The organism is Bradyrhizobium sp. STM 3561 (assembly GCF_045571455.1).
GTDB classification, from domain to species: Bacteria; Pseudomonadota; Alphaproteobacteria; order Rhizobiales; family Xanthobacteraceae; genus Bradyrhizobium; species Bradyrhizobium vignae.
In genome coordinates, this window is the sequence record NZ_CP120695.1 from 7,648,803 (window position 1) to 7,666,750 (window position 17,948).

General features: G+C 64.1%; 18 protein-coding genes. 9 read left to right on the forward strand and 9 right to left on the reverse strand.

Annotation, left to right across the window (positions count from 1 at the left end):
* Positions 1 to 24: 24 nt before the first annotated feature.
* The 6 genes from ureC (at position 25) to P6U28_RS36260 (ending at position 6,150) form a co-directional block, all read left to right on the forward strand.
* Positions 25 to 1,740 (forward strand): urease subunit alpha, encoded by a 1,716-nt coding sequence (ureC, locus tag P6U28_RS36235; protein WP_407120712.1) that lies wholly within the window; start codon positions 25 to 27, stop codon positions 1,738 to 1,740.
* A 142-nt stretch (positions 1,741 to 1,882) separates the two neighbouring features.
* Positions 1,883 to 2,182: a putative quinol monooxygenase gene (locus P6U28_RS36240; protein ID WP_122405741.1), complete on the forward strand. Its 300-nt coding sequence runs from the start codon at positions 1,883 to 1,885 to the stop codon at positions 2,180 to 2,182.
* 13 nt (positions 2,183 to 2,195) lie between these two features.
* Positions 2,196 to 2,819, forward strand: coding sequence for an urease accessory protein UreE (locus P6U28_RS36245; RefSeq protein ID WP_407120713.1), 624 nt, complete (start codon positions 2,196 to 2,198; stop codon positions 2,817 to 2,819).
* Positions 2,800 to 3,528, forward strand: a complete 729-nt coding sequence (locus P6U28_RS36250; protein WP_407123145.1) for an urease accessory protein UreF — start codon at positions 2,800 to 2,802, stop codon at positions 3,526 to 3,528. The genes P6U28_RS36245 and P6U28_RS36250 overlap by 20 nt, the downstream gene beginning before the upstream one ends.
* A 39-nt stretch (positions 3,529 to 3,567) precedes the next feature.
* On the forward strand, positions 3,568 to 4,191 hold the full coding sequence (ureG, locus tag P6U28_RS36255) for an urease accessory protein UreG (RefSeq protein ID WP_122405738.1): 624 nt from the start codon (positions 3,568 to 3,570) through the stop codon (positions 4,189 to 4,191).
* A gap of 300 nt (positions 4,192 to 4,491) precedes the next feature.
* Positions 4,492 to 6,150, forward strand: coding sequence for an HWE histidine kinase domain-containing protein (locus tag P6U28_RS36260; RefSeq protein ID WP_407120714.1), 1,659 nt, complete (start codon positions 4,492 to 4,494; stop codon positions 6,148 to 6,150).
* Here the strand turns inward: P6U28_RS36260 and P6U28_RS36265 are convergent.
* From P6U28_RS36265 to P6U28_RS36285, 5 genes are all read right to left on the reverse strand, one after another.
* The gene (locus P6U28_RS36265) at positions 6,147 to 6,791 is read right to left on the reverse strand and encodes a TetR/AcrR family transcriptional regulator (RefSeq protein ID WP_407120715.1); all 645 of its coding nucleotides are present in this window, start codon (positions 6,789 to 6,791) and stop codon (positions 6,147 to 6,149) included. The two genes, P6U28_RS36260 and P6U28_RS36265, sit on opposite strands and share 4 nt — an antisense overlap.
* Positions 6,792 to 6,938: 147 nt before the next feature.
* Positions 6,939 to 8,081 (reverse strand): OpgC domain-containing protein, encoded by a 1,143-nt coding sequence (locus tag P6U28_RS36270; RefSeq protein WP_122405736.1) that lies wholly within the window; start codon positions 8,079 to 8,081, stop codon positions 6,939 to 6,941.
* A 186-nt stretch (positions 8,082 to 8,267) separates the two neighbouring features.
* Positions 8,268 to 8,723, reverse strand: a complete 456-nt coding sequence (locus tag P6U28_RS36275; RefSeq protein ID WP_162500458.1) for a hypothetical protein — start codon at positions 8,721 to 8,723, stop codon at positions 8,268 to 8,270.
* 85 nt (positions 8,724 to 8,808) lie between these two features.
* Positions 8,809 to 9,180: a YqjD family protein gene (locus P6U28_RS36280; protein ID WP_122405735.1), complete on the reverse strand. Its 372-nt coding sequence runs from the start codon at positions 9,178 to 9,180 to the stop codon at positions 8,809 to 8,811.
* A gap of 78 nt (positions 9,181 to 9,258) precedes the next feature.
* Complete coding sequence (locus tag P6U28_RS36285) at positions 9,259 to 10,371, reverse strand: AI-2E family transporter (RefSeq protein ID WP_164937102.1); 1,113 nt, start codon at positions 10,369 to 10,371, stop codon at positions 9,259 to 9,261.
* Positions 10,372 to 10,579: 208 nt separating this feature from the next.
* Here P6U28_RS36285 and P6U28_RS36290 point away from each other — a divergent pair, with 208 nt between their 5' ends.
* Positions 10,580 to 11,389 carry a L,D-transpeptidase gene (locus tag P6U28_RS36290; protein WP_407120716.1) on the forward strand — a complete coding sequence of 270 codons (810 nt, stop codon included), beginning with the start codon at positions 10,580 to 10,582 and terminating at the stop codon, positions 11,387 to 11,389.
* A gap of 16 nt (positions 11,390 to 11,405) precedes the next feature.
* Positions 11,406 to 12,047, forward strand: coding sequence for a DUF2865 domain-containing protein (locus tag P6U28_RS36295; protein WP_407120717.1), 642 nt, complete (start codon positions 11,406 to 11,408; stop codon positions 12,045 to 12,047).
* 154 nt (positions 12,048 to 12,201) lie between these two features.
* On the opposite strand, the gene P6U28_RS36300 is transcribed toward P6U28_RS36295, so the two are convergent.
* A complete protein-coding gene (locus P6U28_RS36300; protein ID WP_407120718.1) occupies positions 12,202 to 12,654 on the reverse strand; it encodes a hypothetical protein in 453 nt (150 codons plus the stop codon).
* A 170-nt stretch (positions 12,655 to 12,824) separates the two neighbouring features.
* Here P6U28_RS36300 and P6U28_RS36305 point away from each other — a divergent pair, with 170 nt between their 5' ends.
* Positions 12,825 to 12,980 carry a Thivi_2564 family membrane protein gene (locus tag P6U28_RS36305; protein WP_008546817.1) on the forward strand — a complete coding sequence of 52 codons (156 nt, stop codon included), beginning with the start codon at positions 12,825 to 12,827 and terminating at the stop codon, positions 12,978 to 12,980.
* 146 nt (positions 12,981 to 13,126) lie between these two features.
* On the opposite strand, the gene P6U28_RS36310 is transcribed toward P6U28_RS36305, so the two are convergent.
* From P6U28_RS36310 to cysC, 3 genes are all read right to left on the reverse strand, one after another.
* Positions 13,127 to 13,327, reverse strand: coding sequence for a CsbD family protein (locus tag P6U28_RS36310; protein WP_162500456.1), 201 nt, complete (start codon positions 13,325 to 13,327; stop codon positions 13,127 to 13,129).
* Between the two features lie 126 nt (positions 13,328 to 13,453).
* Complete coding sequence (locus P6U28_RS36315) at positions 13,454 to 15,619, reverse strand: malate synthase G (RefSeq protein WP_209295702.1); 2,166 nt, start codon at positions 15,617 to 15,619, stop codon at positions 13,454 to 13,456.
* A gap of 397 nt (positions 15,620 to 16,016) precedes the next feature.
* Positions 16,017 to 17,933 (reverse strand): adenylyl-sulfate kinase, encoded by a 1,917-nt coding sequence (gene cysC / locus P6U28_RS36320; protein ID WP_407120719.1) that lies wholly within the window; start codon positions 17,931 to 17,933, stop codon positions 16,017 to 16,019.
* Between the last annotated feature and the right edge of the window lie 15 nt (positions 17,934 to 17,948).

Consider the following 17,948-nt stretch of genomic DNA (forward strand, 5'->3'; position numbering starts at 1 on the left):
ATTCAAACGCAAACGGGGCTTGTGATGTCCGTCAAGATGAAGCGATCCGTCTATGCCGACATGTTCGGCCCGACCACCGGCGACAAGGTGCGCCTCGCCGACACCGACCTCATCATCGAGGTCGAGAAGGATTTCACCACCTACGGCGAGGAGGTGAAGTTCGGCGGCGGCAAGGTGATCCGCGACGGCATGGGGCAGTCGCAGGTCACCAACAAGCAGGGCGCGGCCGACACCGTCATCACCAATGCGCTGATCGTCGATCACTGGGGCATCGTGAAAGCCGACGTCGCCATCAAGGACGGCATGATCTCGGCAATCGGCAAGGCCGGCAATCCCGACATCCAGCCCGGCGTCACCATCATCATTGGTCCGGGCACGGATGTGATCGCGGGCGAAGGAAAGATCCTCACGGCCGGCGGCTTCGACAGCCACATCCATTTCATCTGCCCGCAGCAGATCGAGCACGCGCTGATGAGTGGCGTCACCTCGATGCTGGGCGGCGGCACCGGCCCGTCGCACGGCACCTTCGCCACCACCTGCACGCCCGGCCCCTGGCACATCGCGCGGATGATCCAGTCGTTCGATGCCTTCCCGGTCAATCTCGGCATCTCCGGCAAGGGCAATGCCTCGCGGCCCGCGGCGCTGGTCGAGATGATCAAGGCCGGCGCCTGCGCGCTGAAGCTGCACGAGGATTGGGGTACGGCGCCGGCCGCGATCGACAATTGCCTGTCGGTGGCCGACGATCACGATATCCAGGTGATGATCCACACCGACACGCTGAACGAATCCGGCTTCGTCGAGGACACGATCAAGGCGTTCAAGGGCCGCACCATCCACGCCTTCCATACCGAGGGCGCCGGCGGCGGCCACGCCCCCGATATCATCAAGGTGGCCGGCTTGAAGAACGTGCTGCCGTCCTCGACCAACCCGACGCGGCCGTTCACGCGCAACACCATCGACGAGCATCTGGACATGCTGATGGTGTGCCACCATCTCGATCCCTCGATCGCGGAAGATCTGGCCTTCGCCGAAAGCCGTATCCGCAAGGAGACCATCGCCGCCGAAGACATCCTGCACGACCTCGGCGCGCTCTCGATGATGTCCTCGGATTCCCAGGCCATGGGCCGCCTCGGCGAGGTCATCATCCGGACCTGGCAGACCGCGGACAAGATGAAGAAGCAGCGTGGCTCGCTGCCGCAGGACAAGGGCAAGGACAACGACAATTTCCGCGTCAAGCGCTACATCGCCAAGTACACGATCAACCCCGCGATCGCGCATGGCGTGTCGAAGCTGATCGGCTCGGTCGAGAAGGGCAAGCTCGCCGATCTCGTGCTGTGGTCGCCGGCCTTCTTCGGCGTCAAGCCGGACTGCATCGTCAAGGGCGGCACCATCGTGGCTGCGCCCATGGGGGATCCCAACGCCTCGATCCCGACGCCGCAACCGGTGCACTATCAGCCGATGTTCGGCGCCTTCGGCAAGGCGAGGACCGCGTCCTCCGTCGTCTTCACCTCGAAGGCGGCTGTCACCGGCGGCCTGGCGCGAAAGCTCGGGATCGAGAAGAAGCTCTATGCGGTCCAGAACACCCGCGGCAAGATCTCCAAGAAGAGCATGATCCACAACGACGCCACGCCCGATATCGAGGTCGATCCGGAGACCTACGAGGTCCGTGCCGATGGCGAGCTGTTGACCTGCGCGCCCGCCGAGGTGCTGCCGATGGCGCAGCGATATTTCATGTACTGAAATAGCGCCTCGACGCATGTCCCGCGAGTATATTCGGAGTGCGTGTCCGGGGACGGCTTTTGCCGTTTTGCGTTCGGTCCCGCCTGGTCTAATGTCCCGCCCGGTATCGTAACCTCTAGAAGAAAAGCCGGGAGGATTTCTCGTGATCTACGTCGTCGCCACCCTGACCATCAAGCCCGAGACGCGCGCCGAATTCATTGCAGCCGCCACCGCCTGCATCAAGGAAACGCGGAAAGAGCCCGGCAACATCGCCTATGATCTGCATGAGAGCGTCACCGATCCCAGCAAGATGGTATTCGTCGAGCAGTGGGAGAATGCCGAGGCGCTCGTGCCGCATCGGACCATGGAGCACATGAAGACCTTCGGTCGCGTCGCGGTGAAGTGCTTCACGGCGCCGCCGAAGATCGAGGTGATCACGCCCGAGAAGGTCGAGACACGGTAAAGAGGTAAGACGCATGATCCGGGCGACGCAGGTCAAGGGACAGCACCGCTTCACGGAAGCGCCGGCGGACACGGTCGTGCTCGATTTCGACGATCGGCACCGCCGCCGCATGGCGATGACGGGCACGCGGGGGCTCGAATTCCTGCTCGATCTGGAGCACGCCGTCGCGCTGCGCGGCGGCGATGCGCTGGTGCTGGAGGACGGAAGACTGATCGAGGTGGTGGCGGCGCCGGAGCCGCTGCTGGAGATCCGCGGCCGCGATCCGCATCACCTCATCCGCGTCGGCTGGCATCTCGGCAACCGTCATTTGCCGACGCAGATCATGGCCAAGGCCCTGCGCGTCCGTCGCGACCATGTCATCGAGGCCATGGTGAAGGGCCTCGGTGCGCGCGTGACCGAGATCGAGGCGCCGTTCGATCCCGAAGGCGGCGCCTACGCCGATGCCGGCCATGGGCACGACGATCATGCGCACCACGGTCACGGCCATCACGATCACCATGATCATCACGGCCATGGTCACCACCATCATGATCATGCCGCGCATGACCATAGCCACGAGCACCACCATCACCACGACGAGCATTGCGACCATCCCGACCATCACCACGGCCACAACCATGCTCATGACCACAAATGAGCCGGTCGGCGTCGGTGACCTCGCCCAGGGTGAGGCGGCGGCGCTGTACCGGGTGATGACCTGGCTGTCGCCGGCCTTCCCGGTCGGTGGTTTTTCCTATTCCAGCGGCCTCGAATGGGCGATCGAGGCGGGCGACATCACCGACGTGACGACGCTGGCGGATTGGCTCGATGCGATGCTCGGCGACGGCTCCGGCTTTTGTGACGCGACGTTTCTGGTCCACGCCTATCGCAGCACGGAAGCGGACGAGACGACGGCTTTGAACGAGATCGCCGAGCTCGCCGCCGCCTTCGTGCCGTCGCGCGAGCGGCAGCTGGAGACGACCTCGCAGGGCCGCGCCTTCATCGATATCGTCCGCGCCGCGTGGGATGCCGACGGGCTGGATGCCACGATCGCGGCATGCAGCACGCCGCTGGTCTATCCGGTCGCCGTCGGTGTTGTTGCGGCGAGGCACGCCGTTCCGCTGGCACCGACGCTGCACGCCTTCCTGCATGCGCTGGTCTCGAACTGGATTTCCGCGGCCAGCCGGCTCATTCCGCTCGGCCAGACCGATAGCCAGCGCGTTCTGGTGAGGCTGGAAGCCGCCGTCGCCGCGACCGCCAATCGTGCGCTGAATGCGACATTGGACGATCTCGGCAGTGCCACCTTCCGCGCCGATCTCGCCAGCTTGCGGCACGAGACGCAATATACGCGGCTGTTTCGGTCGTGACCTGTGCGGCCTTTAACCCATTAAGAGAGAGCGAGTTACATGTCGAAATCTCACGGCCCCTTGCGTGTCGGCGTCGGCGGCCCGGTCGGATCGGGCAAGACCGCGCTGATGGACCTGCTCTGCAAGACCATGCGCGAGCGCTATGACATTGCCGCGATCACCAACGACATCTACACCAAATGGGATGCGGAGTTCCTGGTGCGTTCGGGATCGCTGACGCCGGACCGTATCGCCGGCGTCGAGACCGGCGGCTGTCCCCACACTGCGATCCGCGAGGATGCCTCGATGAATCTCGCTGCGGTCGCGGACATGCGCGCGAAATTTCCGGGGCTCGATCTCGTTCTGATCGAGTCCGGCGGCGACAACCTCGCTGCCACTTTTTCTCCGGAGCTGGCCGACCTCACGATCTACGTCATCGACGTCGCCGCCGGCGACAAGATCCCATCCAAGGGCGGCCCCGGCATCACCCGGTCCGACCTCCTGGTCATCAACAAGACCGACCTCGCGCCCCATGTCGGCGCCTCGCTGGAGAAGATGGAGACGGACGCCAGGCGCATGCGCGGCGAGCGTCCTTTCGTGATGACCAACCTCAAGAAAAGCGAGGGCCTCGACCGGATCGTCGGCTTCATCGAGACCAAAGGCGGCCTGAAACGACAGGGCTGACCGGACGCGACCACTTGGCGCAGGCGTTTTTCGCCGTTAACGCCCGGGGCAACGCCGTAACCGCGGAACAAATTTCGGACACGGCGATTAACTACCTCCGGCGCGCGGGGGCGAATTCATCCCGTCCAGACCATCGGCCGGGCGGATTAAGCTTCTCGGGCGACCCAAGTTGCGTACCGATGCCTCCTCCTCCATTATCTCCGGCACTGGGGTTCACCCTGTTTCGGCAGATGGCCGTTCGGGCGGCGTTCATATGCTCCATGTTTATTGCCGACCTCCTGCTTTCGCCTGAGTAGTCGCGTGGTCAGGCTGGGCTTCATCATCGGCTTCATCGCTCTGCTGGGAGCCTTGCTCTCCGGGCTTGCGGCCTACCGCGTCCACGACCAGGAGCTGGCGCTGGATCGGATCGCGCTCGCGCGCGCGATCGACGTTCATGCGAGTCTGGTTCAGGACCGCCTCACCGAGCGGGAGCTGCTCGCGCGTGTCGCCTCAGGCCTGTTCCGCGCGCCATCCGTGATCAAGCCGAACATGCTGGAGCCGCTGCGCTCGGCGATCTACGCCTTCAAGACCGATTTCGTGGTGGCCGGCTGGATCGCCCGGCTGAAGCCGAACGAGCTTGCGGCCGCGCAGACCGCCATTGCCGGCGCCGGCTTCCCAAATCCGCAGCTTCGCTCCTATGACGACAAGCCGATCAATACGGCCGAAATCACCCAGCCGATCGACGTGCTGATGGACCTCGAGCCACGCAGCAACGAGACCAAAACGCTGCCCGGCCGCAGCTACGATCAGGATCCGGTTCGCAGCGCGATGCTGACGCGCGCGCGCGCCGAGAAGAAGTCGGTTGCCTCCGATCCGGTGCCGTTGGTCGGCGGGAACGGCGCGATCGGCATCATCGTGGCTGCGCCCGTCATTCCCGAGGGAGCGATGGAGCCGGCCGGGTTCGTCACGTTTTCCTACGAGCTCGCCTCGCTGATGCTGACCAATGATGACATGTCGTTGTTCGCGGTCGCGCTTAGGGATCCGCGCAAGGAAGGCGGCGAACTGATAGCCAACGATCAGGGTGTGGTCTCGACACGCATGATGGCGGACGGACCGGCGCCCTCGGCGACGCGCACGGTAAGCTTCGGCGGCCGTGATTGGCAGCTCGGCTATTACGCGAAGACCAACTCGATGCGCCGCGCCGAGCAGACCGCGATCATCGTGGCGGCGATCGGATTTGCGATCACGGCAATGGTGTGCGGCCTGTTCGGTTATGTGGCCTACAACAATCTGCGGCTCAGCCGGGAGATCCAGGTCAGAATCGGCTTCGAGCGCCGGCTGACCGCCGTCATCGACGAGCTCAACCATCGCGTCAAGAACATCCTCGCGGTGATCCAGTCGATCGTGACGCGCACCTTGCGCCATGGCTCGGACATCGACATCGCGCGCGAGCTCTTGATCGGACGCATCCACGCCATGTCCAACGTGGTCTCGCTGCTCAGCGAGAGCCAGTGGCAGGGTGTCAAGCTGAAGGGCCTGTTCGAGGCGCGCGCCATCCCGCATGCCGACCGCATCGCCGTCACCGGTCCTGATATCGCGGTCAGCGCACGCGCGGCGCAGAGCCTCTCGCTGCTGTTCTTCGAGCTTGCCTCGCATTCCGACGAGGGTCTGTCGCTGGTTGGAAAGCATCCTCACATCACCGCCACCTGGACGGTGACAGGCGAGGAGGGCGACGAGGTGTTCCGTTTCCGCTGGGAGGAGTTCAACACCAGCGAGGCGACGCGCCGGCCCGACTCCGATTTCGGCCTGATCCTGCTCGACCGCGTCGCGCCCGAGGCGTTAGGGGGCACCGCCAAGCGCTTCTTCACGGACGTTTCCTACGTCTACGAATTGACCGCGCCGATGGAGACGGTGGTCGACATGACCGAGCGCGACCGCACCGACAAGATCTCGGCGCCGGTCAGGCCTGTGCGCAGCTAACCCTTCGGCCGCAACACGAGGTTGACGAGGTTACGTGCGTAAGCCGGCGTGACCGGCGCGATGCCGAAGACATAGCGATAGAACAGGCTGCCATAGATCGCGTCGTAGAGATCCTCAGGAAGCCCTTCGGCCAGAATGCTGCCATCCTTCTGGCCCGCGGCGATCATCTCGACCAGCAGGTCGCGGCGGAATTGCAGATAGCGCGCGTAGAACAGCTCCGCCGAGCCGGTCTTGGAGATGCATTCGGAGATGACAGCGAGCTGGACCCTGCCGAACTCGCCCTGGAGTGCCTCGGCATAAGCGGCCGCATGGCGGCGCGCGCGCGCCGCGGGGCTGCCGGAGCTTGCCGGGGGCAGGGGCAGCATCTGCGCGGCGTGGTGAAGAAAGGCGTCGATCAAAAGCGCCTCGCGGGACGGCCACCATTTGTAGATCGTCATCTTGGAGACCCCGGAGTGCCGCGCGACCGCGTCGATGGTGGTGGCGGCAAGGCCGGTGGAGGCCATCAGCGCATAGGCACTTTCGAGAATGGCGTTGCTGGTCTCGATCGACCTTGGCCGGCCGCGCCGGGGCGCGCTGTCAGCCTCGTCACCCCCGCCTTTCCCCGTCGCCACGCCCGGTCTCCTCACGCAGAGTTCCGGCATAGCGCAGCCGCCGCCTTCGGCCTAGCAGAATCGCACGATTCTTCTTCTAAAGCGCGATGAGATTTGGATGAATCGTCATCGCGCTTTAGCTTGTTGTTTACGCATGATCTTTCCGGAAAACCGCTTCGCACTTTTCCGGATCATGCTTTAGGCCTGTTGCCGCAGGGCCGCGGGCAGGTCCTGCCGCTTCGACCAGGTGATGTAATAGGCGAGTGCGGTCATCGCGGCGAAGCCCGCAAGGCTCACGACGATCTGCATCACGATCAGATTGGGGCCGGTGATCAGGATCAGATGGCCGGCGAAGGACAGGAACACGCCGACGCAGAACACGGCAAGCCATTCCTCACCGCATCTGATGACCGCCTGAAGCGGCTTCAGTTGCAGGCCAGGATGATCGGCCGGAATGAGATGGGTGGCGACGAGCGCGAGGGCGAGGAAGTGGAGCACGCGATAGGGTGCGAGATTTTCCTTGTCGGTCGGCGCGATGTTGTTGAGCAGCAAATCGGGCAGGTAGGCTGACAGCGCCGGCGAATGGCGCATCAGGGTAACCGCCATCGCGAGGACGAGGTACGCGCCTGCGAGGATCCGCAGCCAGATCATGCCGCGCAGCATGCGCCCCGATGCGCCTGTGACGGCAAACCAGCCGCCCAGCACCATCAGCATCTGCCAGCACAGCGGATTGAAGGTCCATTCCTGGTCCGGATAGACCCGAAAGTTCCAGTCGAACCAGCGAGCGGCGACGTACAGCGCGATTGATGCCGCCAGCGTCAGGTTCGGCCATCGCAGCAGGCCCCACAGCACGAGCGGAAAGAACGTCATCAGCGGGATCATCAACTGCAGCAGGTCGAGGTTCAGCGGCTCTTCCTGGAGCACGAGACCACGGATCAGGATGCGCAGCGGGTGCTCGAGAATCCCCGAGATGTTGTACTCGTGGATGATCTCCGGCGCCATCGATTGCGAGGCGACATAGGCGATGGTGTCGATATAGATCACGAACAGCACGACATAGGCAGCGTAGAGCCGCCAGACGCGGCGAAAGATCCGCGTCGCCGCGACCACGTAGCCGCGCTCCAGCGCCATCCTGCCATGGATGATGGCAACGCCGTAGCCCACCACGAACACGAAGAGATCGGCCGCGCCGCTGAAGCCGAAGTTGCGCAGCGTCAGAAGGTTGACGACGTTGTGCGGAATGTGGTCGACGAACACCGACCAATTGGCGATGCCGAGCGTCAAATAGAGCCTGGCGTCGTGCTGGAATGCGGCGAGGTTCGCCTTGACGGACGGTTTCATTGAGTAAAATAGCTTTGGGAATCAGGGTGATGCTTTTACCGGCAACCGTCTGCCCATCCGAGTAGCGTTTCCGTGAACGGCAGGCATTCGTGCCGGACGCGCAAAATTGCGCGGCGTCGCCTGTGTCGATTTCAGATGGATGCGCTCGCAGGACTTGCGACGAAATTTTCTAACCCATTCTGACCGTTACTCGGCAGGTTCGGCCGACACCTCGTCGGATGCACCGGCGCGGCTCGCCAGGATACCGAGGGCGACACCGCCAATCGCCAGGATCGGCAACAGCCGCTTGATCCCGATGGCGCGAACGATCTGAAGTCCGGTGGCGAGGAGCATCGGATCTGCAAGCATGCTCTGCGCCGCCGACTTCGCGGCCCGCTCGGCCGCGATCTGGGCACGCTTCTTCACCTCGCGCTTGTAGCCCCAATAGGAGCCTGCCGCGGCGAGGGTCAGCAGGAAGAAGATGCCGGCGCCGGTAAGACAGGCCTGCACCGGGCCATATTTCTGCAGCACCGAGATGAAGGCGGCGGCGCAAAGGAAGCATGTCGTCACCAACAGCGCGAAGGCCGCGCCTGCGGCAAGGGAGGTCAGCCGAACAGTCGTGCCGGTGGATGCACTGATCCCGTCGATGATGCGCTGAAACATGGCCTTGCTCCTCAAATCCCCCACAAGCCGAACCGCCACACGCCGGCACCGGCGGCGCCGCCATCTCGAGCTCCGTTCCGCAAACCTACCGGCGCCAGGCGACGCCGATCAGGAAACCAATGCCGAGCGCGAGTCCGACGGTCGCGAGCGGCCGCTGTGTGATCGCCTCTTCCAGCGTCTCCTCGATCGAGCCATAGGCGTCCTGTGCTGCCTCCATCATCGCGCTGCCGCGCTCCGACATGTCGTCGATCGTGGAATCCATGTTCTCGCGCGCCTGGCGGTAGCCGCGGCGAGCCTGCCTGCTAGTGGAATTGGCGAAGGTATTGAGTGCGTCGGTGATCTGCTCGGTGAGGGCGGCGATATCGCTTTTCACGGCTGCTACATCCTTCTCGAGGCGTTCTCTGGTGGCTTTGTCGGTCCAGTCTCTCATCCCGGCTTCGGCATTGCTCGTGGACATCGGGAGCTCCAAACTGTTGACGGCTGAGATGTGCGGAGAACGTTTCGTCGACGGGTAAGTTCCGTTCGCTGAAACCGCTCAGGCCTGCGGCAGCTGCGGCGAATCGGCCGGCAACAGATGCTCCTTGAGGATCAGACCAACGATCAGGAGCGGCGACGACAGGAATGCGCCCATCGGGCCCCACATCCAGGTCCAGAATGCGAGCGCAAGCAGAACCGCAAGCGCGTTCAGCGCCAGCCGCCGGCCGATGATGGTCGGGGTGACGAAGTGTCCCTCCAGGAAGGTGAGGCCGCTGAAGGCGAGCGCGGCCATCAGGCCGCCGCCGATGGTCGGGAAGGCGACCAGCCCGACGACGACCAGCACCGCGAACATCGCCACAGGCCCGATGATCGGGATGAAATTGAGCGTTGCCGCCAGCGCGCCGAGCCCGGCGGGATTGGGCATTCCGGTGAGCGCGCAGATGAGGCCGGTGCCAACGCCCACACCGATGTTGATGACGGTCACGGTCAGGAGATAGTTGCCGAGATGGACCTCGATCTCGTTGAGGATCCGCAGCGTGCGCAGCCGCGCGTCATGGTCACTGAAGGTCATGATCATGGCCCGCCGCAGGTCGCGCCAGCTTGCGATGAACAGAATGAGGGTGACGAAGAACAGCACAAATTCGGTAAAGGTCGGTGACAGGAATTCCAGCGTTGGTTGCACCCACTCGAACTTCGGAATCTGAAAGTTAGGGAATTGCTCCGACCCGCCGACCATGCCTTGCAGCTCGCGCCACAGCGCCAGCGGCCGGTCGAACACGTGCAGCTTGTCCCTCAGCTGCGCGCCGAGCTCCGGCAGACGCGTGCTCCACTCCATAATCGGCGAGGCGATCAGCGCGAAGACGAACGCGACCACCGCAGTCCCAGCGACCACGATCAGGACGGCTGCGAGCGCGCGCGGCACCTTGCATCGCTCGAGCAAGCTCGCCGCCGGGGACAGCATGGTGCCGATCACGAAGGCCATCACCACGGGCAGGAAGAATGCTTTTCCGGCATAGAGCACGGTGGCGACCGCAATCAGCAGGAGGCCTGCGAGTGCGAAAGCGATGAACTCGGTGCGGCGGATGACTGGCGGCAGCTCACCGTGGCTGTCGGGAAGCGGTTCGCTCTCGCTGTTGCCGGAAATCAGGCGTTCACTGGGAAGGACGCGCACAATATCTCTCCCGCACGGAAACGCGATCCGCGCGCCCATTGACGACCTCACAACGCGTGGACGGCGTGCCGGTTCCATCGCGCCTTCGTGAATAGCCGCTCGCTTGACTGTGACGTCGCTGCCGCATGCTGCGCCGGAACTTCGATCCAGCCGGCGGAGTTTGTTGGGCAGCGCATCACCCTGATGCACATATCCAACGGGGCAGCACATGAAAAAGTTGTTTGCAGTCCGTCGCAGCTTCTCGCCGCGCGCCGTTACCGCATTCGTTTTCGCAACCGCTCTGCTCGCAGTGCCCTTCGGGACGGCGAGCGCGCAAACGTTCGGCTACGCGCGAATCCAGCCGTGGGCGTACCCGCAGGACCAGGGTTACTCTCATGACGGCTTCAACGAGACGCCGCAGGCCGCCGGCGAGGACGCCCAATTGCCCGATCGGCTGCGCAAGCAGATCGTCAGCTTCGACAGGAGCGAGCCGGCCGGTACCATCGTCATCGATACCAACAATACCTATCTCTATTACGTTCTCGGCAATGGCCGCGCGATCCGCTACGGCGTCGGCGTCGGCCGCGAAGGTTTTACCTGGTCCGGCGTGCAGAGCGTCAGCCGGAAGGCCGAGTGGCCGGACTGGTATCCGCCGGCCGAAATGATCGCGCGTCAGCCCTATCTGCCGCGCTTCGTCGCCGGCGGCCCCGGCAACCCGCTCGGTGCGCGTGCGATGTATCTCGGCTCGAGCCAATACCGTATCCACGGCACCAACGATCCCTCGACCATCGGCAAGTTCGTTTCGTCCGGCTGCATCCGCTTGACCAACGAGGACGTCATCGACCTGTTCAATCGCGTCAATGTCGGCACCAAGGTCGTGGTGCTGCCGAAGAACGCTCCCTTGATGGCCAAGGGAGGCGATAAGGGAGGCGATAAGGGAGGCGACAAGGCCGTCGACCCCGTGCGCAAGCGTCCGGCCGCGACGACGTTGCCGTCGGGCAGGCAGGCGTTGAACATCACGACATCGGCCGTCAACTAAGCATGAGCGAGGTCCTATGAGCAGACGCCTGGTTGGCAAAGTGGTTGGCGGTACGGTGATCTTGATCGCCGTCTCCGCTGGTCTGGTGTCGGCGCATGCGGAGGATTTCTTCTCGGCATTGTTCGGCGGCTTCCGGATGCGGCCGCCGCCGGAGATCCGGATGCCGTTCCCGACCGACGACATGCCGCGCTATGACGCGCCGCGCCAACGGGCCTCCTATGGCGGCGGCACGGCCTATTGCGTGCGCGGCTGCGACGGCCGCTATTTCCCGGCACAGGGAAGCGACGCCGAGAGCAAGGCGCAGTCCTGTAAGAGCTTCTGCCCGGCGTCGGAAACCTCGCTGGTCTACGGCAGCAATATCGACGACGCCATGACGGAGACTGGAAAGTCCTATTCCGACCTGCCGAACGCGTTCCGCTATCGCAACGAGATCGTCGCGGGCTGCACCTGCAACGGCAAGGACCCGGTCGGTCTCGCCCAGGTCAAGGTCGAAGACGACCCCACCCTGCGCAAGGGTGACATCGTCGCGGGTGCCGGCGGCCTCGTGGTCGCCAGCCGCAATGCCAACGACGGCCGCGGCGTCGCGATGAATTTTTCGCCGTTGCCGGCGTCGGTGCGCGCCAAGTTCCGCCAGGTCCCGGTGGTGGCGAAGGAGTAGGGACGCGGGCGTTGGCTAAGTTGCCGCGCTAGCAGCCTTGCAAGGCTTGTCGTCCCGGACAAGCGCGCCAAAGCGCGCGCAGATCGGGGACCCATAGCCACAGGGCGTGGTTCGGCAAAGCCTCGGAGTTGCCAGCTCGCGCGCCAATTGTCCGCTATGGCTCCCAGATCGGCGCTCCGCTCGAGACAACGCTACGCGTCGCCGGAAGCTGCGCTTGTCCGGGAGGACACCGATCGTGTTGCGCCGGCGTACCCTTCGCACGTGCCAGGGCGGGCATCAGCTCGTCGCGGATGCCGCGGATGTATGTCTCGATGTCCTTGTCCATCTGGATGTCGGAGGTCAGCTGACGGTTGCTGGTCGATCGGTCGGAGCGGATGTTCGCCATCGCCTTGAACACATTGGCGGAGGTCGCTGCTACCGCGAGGATCCGGTTCGCCTGCTGAAGCCGGCACCATGAATTCCATGCACTGATCGAGAAGCCGATCACGACGACGAGTGCGGTGGACAGGATCACCGCTTTCAGCAGCGTGGAGACGTTCGAACTTCGAGCGACCAAAGGGATGTATGCAGCAAAGGCGTCGGCCAGCGGCAGACGCTCGAATCGCATTTGGCCTCAAAAGGCTAAAAAACTTAGACAGCAATAGTGCCGTACAATTACAGGCGGAATCGCGCTGCCGACAGAAATACAAAAGATTTCAATAGGTTGCCAGGATGGAACCGGCGCGCTCTGCGAGCGTTAGGACAACGTCAGCAACTTGCCTGAAGGGGGAGCCAGCGATGCTGGTCGGTGTACTCGTCACCTTTCTCGTCGTCATTCTGGTGCTTTATCTCATCAACATGCTGCCGATGGATGGTCGCGCCAAACAGATCGCGCGCGTGATCGTCATCATCATCGGTATCGTGTCGCTGCTGAAATATCTCGCGGTGTTCTAACGAGACGCGGAGCCCGAATGGAGCTTAAAGCGAAATCCGGGTCATGCCTCATGCTGCGAGGGTCCCGGATTACGCTTCTGCTCCGTCCGGGCTGCGCTTCCTCGAACGATAAGCCCCGGTGTGAGCCGGGGCTTCGTCATGCTGTGTCAGTGTAGCGACTTCAGCCAGTCGTCGACGTCTTTGCGAACCTGGTCCTTGGCCTTGCCGTAGCGTTCCTGGAGCCGGCCCTCGAGCTGCTCGCGGCGGCCCTCGATCAATCGGAGATCGTCGTCAGTGAGCTTGCCCCATTTCTCCTTGGCCGATCCCTTGAACTGCTTCCAGTTTCCTTCGATGCGATTCCAGTCCATGACCATCTCCCGTGGTTGATGGCCCGACAACGCTAGGCGTGCGCAGGCGTTCCGGGCCCGCCACGACGTTTCACGCGACAAAAAACCCCGGCTCACGCCGGGGCTTTTGTCATTCAGTGAGATGGCTCAGCCGAGCGCTTTCGCCTCCCGGCGGCGCGCGGTGAGGATGTATTCGGTGTAGCCATTCGGCTGCTCGCGGCCCTTGAAAATGAGGTCGCAGGCCGCCTTGAAGGCGACGCCGTCGAAGGCGGGCGCCATCGGCTTGTAGATCGGATCGCCCGAATTCTGCTTGTCGACCACGACGGCCATGCGCTTGAGCGATTCCATCACCTGGGCCTCGGTGATCACGCCCTGGTGCAGCCAGTTGGCGAGATGCTGGCTGGAGATGCGCAAGGTGGCGCGGTCTTCCATCAGGCCGACATCGTGGATGTCGGGCACCTTGGAGCAGCCGACGCCTTGGTCGATCCAGCGCACGACATAGCCGAGAATGCCTTGGCAGTTGTTGTCAATCTCCTGCCTGACGTCGTCCGGCGCCCAGTTCGACTTCGACACCGGAATGGTGAGGATGTCGGAGAGTTTTGCGCGCGGACCGCCCTTGGTCAGCTCCTCCTGGCGCGCGATGACGTTGACCTGGTGGTAGTGCAGCGCGTGCAGCGTCGCCGCGGTCGGCGAGGGGACCCAGGCGGTGGTGGCGCCGGCCTGCGGGTGAGCGAGTTTCTGCGCCAGCATGTCCGCCATCTTGTCGGGCGCGGCCCACATGCCCTTGCCGATCTGGGCGTGGCCGGGCAGACCGTCGATCAGACCCATGTCGACATTCCAGTCCTCGTACGCCTTGATCCAGGCCTGCGCCTTCATCTCGTTCTTGCGGATCATCGGGCCCGCTTCCATCGAGGTGTGGATCTCGTCGCCGGTGCGGTCGAGGAAGCCGGTGTTGATGAACATGATGCGCTTGGAGGCGCGCTGGATGCAGGCCTTGAGGTTGACGGTGGTGCGCCGCTCCTCGTCCATGATGCCGACCTTGAGCGTGTTCTCGGGCAGGCCGAGCATCTTCTCGACGCGGTCGAAGATCTCGCAGGTGAGCGACACCTCGTCGGGACCATGCATCTTCGGCTTGACGATATAGGCGGATCCCGTGCGGCTGTTCCTGACCTTGGAGTTGCCCTTGAGGTCGTGAATGGCGAGCAGGCCCGACACTGCGGCATCGAGCAGGCCTTCGGGGACCTCCTCGCCCTTCTCGTCCAGCACCGCATCGGTGAACATGTGGTGACCGCAATTGCGCATCAGCAGCAGGCTGCGGCCGTGCAGCTTGAGCTCGCCCTTGCCGTCAGGCGTCTTGTAGACGCGGTCGGCATTGAGCGAACGCGTCAGCGTCTTGCCGCCCTTCTCGAAATCGGCCGACAGCGTGCCGTTCATCAGGCCGAGCGTGTTGCGGTAGACCAGCACCTTGTCCTCGGCGTCGACCGCGGCGACCGAGTCCTCCATGTCGAGGATGGTCGAGACGGCGGCCTCCAAGATCATGTCGGCGACGCCGGCCGGATCGTCCTTGCCGATCGCGCTGCTGCGATCGATCTTCACCTCGACATGCAGGCCGTTGTTGACCAGCAGCACAGCTGACGGCGCGGCGGCATCGCCCTGGAAGCCCGCGAACTGCGCGGCGTTCTTCAGCGCGGTGGCGTTGCCGCTCTTGAGCTTCACCGCAAGCTGGCCCGCGACCACGCTATAGGCGCTGACGTCGGTGTGGCTACCGGTCGCGAGCGGCACGGCGGTATCGAGGAACGCCTTGGCCTTGGCGATCACCTTGTCGCCGCGCGCCTTGTTGTAACCCTTGCCGCTTTCGGAGGGGTCGTGAGGGATCGCATCGGTGCCGTAGAAGGCGTCGTAGAGCGAGCCCCAGCGTGCATTCGCCGCATTCAGCGCATAGCGCGCATTGGTGAGGGGAACGACGAGCTGCGGGCCGCAGATCTTGCCGATCTCCTCGTCGACATTGGCGGTCTCGACCTTCTGAGTCGGCGGCTCCGGGACGAGATAGCCGATCTCCTTCAGGAAGGCGGTGTAGGCGTCGAGGTCGAACGCCTTGCCCTTGTTGGCGCGGTGCCAGTCATCGATCTTGGCCTGCAGCGTGTCGCGGAAAGCAAGCAGTTCGCGGTTCTTGGGGCCCAGCTCGTTGATGATGGCGGCCACCCCGGCCCAGAACGCATCCGGCGCGATCCCCGTTTTCGGGGCCGCTTCCTTGGCGATGAAGTCAAACAGGACGGGAGCGATCTTCAATCCGTGGACGTCGACGCGTTTCATGATGGGCTTTCTTGTTGGAAATGGCTGTTTTTGGCTGCTTTTGACCCGACAGCAGCAAAATGCGCCCACGAAGGGCAGCTTTCGGGACCTATTAGCCCCAAAATCGGGGCGGTGAGAAGACCCCCAGGGGCTTGTCAAAATGTCAAGAAGAGGGGGAGAAGGCCCCACGCACCGGTGTCATTCCCCGCGAAAGCGGGGAATCCAGTACGCCGCAGCTTCTCCGTATCCCAACGCTGTCTCTTCAATACTGGGTCGCCCGGGCAAGCCGGGCGACGACAGCGGGGACTAAAGCATGATCCGGAAAAGTGTGCAGCGGTTTTCCGAAAAGATCATGCTCAAACAATAACCTGAAGCGCGATGGTGATTCATCCTGATCCCATCGCGCTTTAGGGCGGACTCAAATATTCGCAGCGAGGTCCACGACTTCGTCGAACAGGACGCCGGTCGTCTTCAGCATGTGCTCGATCTCGTCCGCCGCCTCGGTCACCGTCCGCTTCGACGTGTCGATCACGAGCTCGGCGGCCTGGGGTGCCTCATAGTCGTTGCCGATGCCGGTGAACGATGCCAGCGCGCCGGCGCGTGCCTTCTTGTAGTGGCCCTTGGGATCGCGCTCCTCGCAAACTTCGGCCGGCGTCGCGACATGGATCTCGCGGAACGCGGTGTCGGCGATGCGGCGCGCGGCGGCGCGATCCTCGCGCGCGGGCGAGACCGCCGCGACGATCGCGATGTGGCCGTTGCGGGCGAGATGCGTCGCGACCTCGGCGAGGCGGCGGATATTCTCGCTGCGATCGGCGGCGGAGAAGCCGAGATCGTTGTTGAGCCCGGCGCGCAGCGTGTCGCCGTCGAGCAGGATCGGCGAGCCGCCATTGGTGAACAGACGCCGCTCCAGCGCCCGCGCCAGCGTCGACTTGCCGGAGGCCGGCAGGCCGGTGAGCCAGACCACGGCACCGTTGTGGCGATAGCGCGCGGAGCGCTCGTCGGGCCGCAGCGCCGATTCCACCGGCACGATGTCGACAGGCATGGCGCGTTGGCCGGCATCGACCGACAGCACGAGGCCGCCGCCGGCGATGCGCCCGGACACCTCGATCACGAGACGGCCGGTGCGTGGATTCTCCGTATAGGGATCTGTGGCAATCGGGTTCGACAGAGAAATGTCGATCTCGCCGACATGGTTACGGCCGATCGCCTTGTTCTCGGTGCTCGACAACTCGCCGGGATCGACGGCCTTCTCGATCGCGACGACGGTGGCGCGGCTTTCCTTCGGCCCGCAGCGCACCAGCAGCTGGTCGCCCTTGGCGAGCGGCTTGTCGTGCAGCCAGAAGATCCGCGCGCGCAGGCGGCGCGTCTCGCGCGGAGCACTGCCCGCATGCGCGATGATGTCGCCACGCTCGATGAACAATTCGCGGTCGAGGGTGATGCCGACCGAGCGGCCGGCGCCATGCCGTCCTGCGAGTGGTGTCACCGGCCAGCTCTCGACCGTCTTGATTTTCGCGATCTTGCCCGCCGGCATGATCACGATCTCGTCGCCGGCAATCAGGCTGCCGGACTCGATGCGGCCCGCCACGATACGGCGGTCGTCGAACTTGTAGATCGCCTGCACAGGCAGGCGCAGCGCCAACGCTTCCAGCGCCCGTGCCGGTTCGAGCCGATCAAGCGCCTCGACCACCGTCGGACCCTTGTACCAGTCGATGCGGTCGGTGCGCTCGGCGACGCCATCGCCGTCGCGTGCGGAAATCGGGATCACGGCGGTCGGCGTCACGCCGAGGCCGCTGAGATGCGCGGAGATCTCGTCGCTGATCTCCTTGAAGCGATCGGCCGAGAAATCGACCCGGTCCATCTTGTTGACGACGACCGCGACCTGCTTCACGCCAAGCAGATGCAGCAGATAGCCGTGCCGCCTGGTCTGGTCGCGCACGCCTTCGAGCGCATCGATGATCAGCACGGCGCCGTCGGCCTGCGACGCCCCGGTGATCATGTTGCGCAGGAATTCGGCGTGGCCGGGTGCATCGATCAGCACGATGTCGCGCGAATTGGTGCGGAAGCGGATCTGCGTGGTGTCGATGGTGATGCCCTGGTCACGCTCGGTCTGCAGCGCGTCGAGCAGGAACGACCATTCGAACGGCATGCCGCGCCGCGCGCTGACGGCTTTGAGCATCTCGAGCTTGCCCTCGGGCAGGCTGCCGGTCTCGTGCAGGAGGCGGCCGACCAGCGTCGACTTGCCGTGATCGACATGGCCGACGATAACAATGCGCACTTGCGGACGCGTGGTGCCGTTCGGAGTGGCCGGCGAAGCCGTGGTGACGATCATGTTCATGCGACGCTCGCGTCC

Bases quoted from the DNA above. Each gene is read 5' to 3' on its own strand.
- P6U28_RS36275 (WP_162500458.1), bottom strand. From the start codon at position 8,723: ATGTTTCAGCGCATCATCGACGGGATCAGTGCATCCACCGGCACGACT.
- P6U28_RS36300 (WP_407120718.1), bottom strand. From the start codon at position 12,654: ATGCGATTCGAGCGTCTGCCGCTGGCCGACGCCTTTGCTGCATACATC.
- P6U28_RS36315 (WP_209295702.1), bottom strand. From the start codon at position 15,619: ATGAAACGCGTCGACGTCCACGGATTGAAGATCGCTCCCGTCCTGTTT.
- ureC (WP_407120712.1), top strand. From the start codon at position 25: ATGTCCGTCAAGATGAAGCGATCCGTCTATGCCGACATGTTCGGCCCG.
- P6U28_RS36310 (WP_162500456.1), bottom strand. From the start codon at position 13,327: ATGGACTGGAATCGCATCGAAGGAAACTGGAAGCAGTTCAAGGGATCG.
- ureG (WP_122405738.1), top strand. From the start codon at position 3,568: ATGTCGAAATCTCACGGCCCCTTGCGTGTCGGCGTCGGCGGCCCGGTC.
- cysC (WP_407120719.1), bottom strand. From the start codon at position 17,933: ATGAACATGATCGTCACCACGGCTTCGCCGGCCACTCCGAACGGCACC.
- P6U28_RS36290 (WP_407120716.1), top strand. From the start codon at position 10,580: ATGAAAAAGTTGTTTGCAGTCCGTCGCAGCTTCTCGCCGCGCGCCGTT.
- P6U28_RS36245 (WP_407120713.1), top strand. From the start codon at position 2,196: ATGATCCGGGCGACGCAGGTCAAGGGACAGCACCGCTTCACGGAAGCG.
- P6U28_RS36280 (WP_122405735.1), bottom strand. From the start codon at position 9,180: ATGTCCACGAGCAATGCCGAAGCCGGGATGAGAGACTGGACCGACAAA.
- P6U28_RS36295 (WP_407120717.1), top strand. From the start codon at position 11,406: ATGAGCAGACGCCTGGTTGGCAAAGTGGTTGGCGGTACGGTGATCTTG.
- P6U28_RS36305 (WP_008546817.1), top strand. From the start codon at position 12,825: ATGCTGGTCGGTGTACTCGTCACCTTTCTCGTCGTCATTCTGGTGCTT.
- P6U28_RS36270 (WP_122405736.1), bottom strand. From the start codon at position 8,081: ATGAAACCGTCCGTCAAGGCGAACCTCGCCGCATTCCAGCACGACGCC.
- P6U28_RS36265 (WP_407120715.1), bottom strand. From the start codon at position 6,791: ATGCCGGAACTCTGCGTGAGGAGACCGGGCGTGGCGACGGGGAAAGGC.
- P6U28_RS36250 (WP_407123145.1), top strand. From the start codon at position 2,800: ATGCTCATGACCACAAATGAGCCGGTCGGCGTCGGTGACCTCGCCCAG.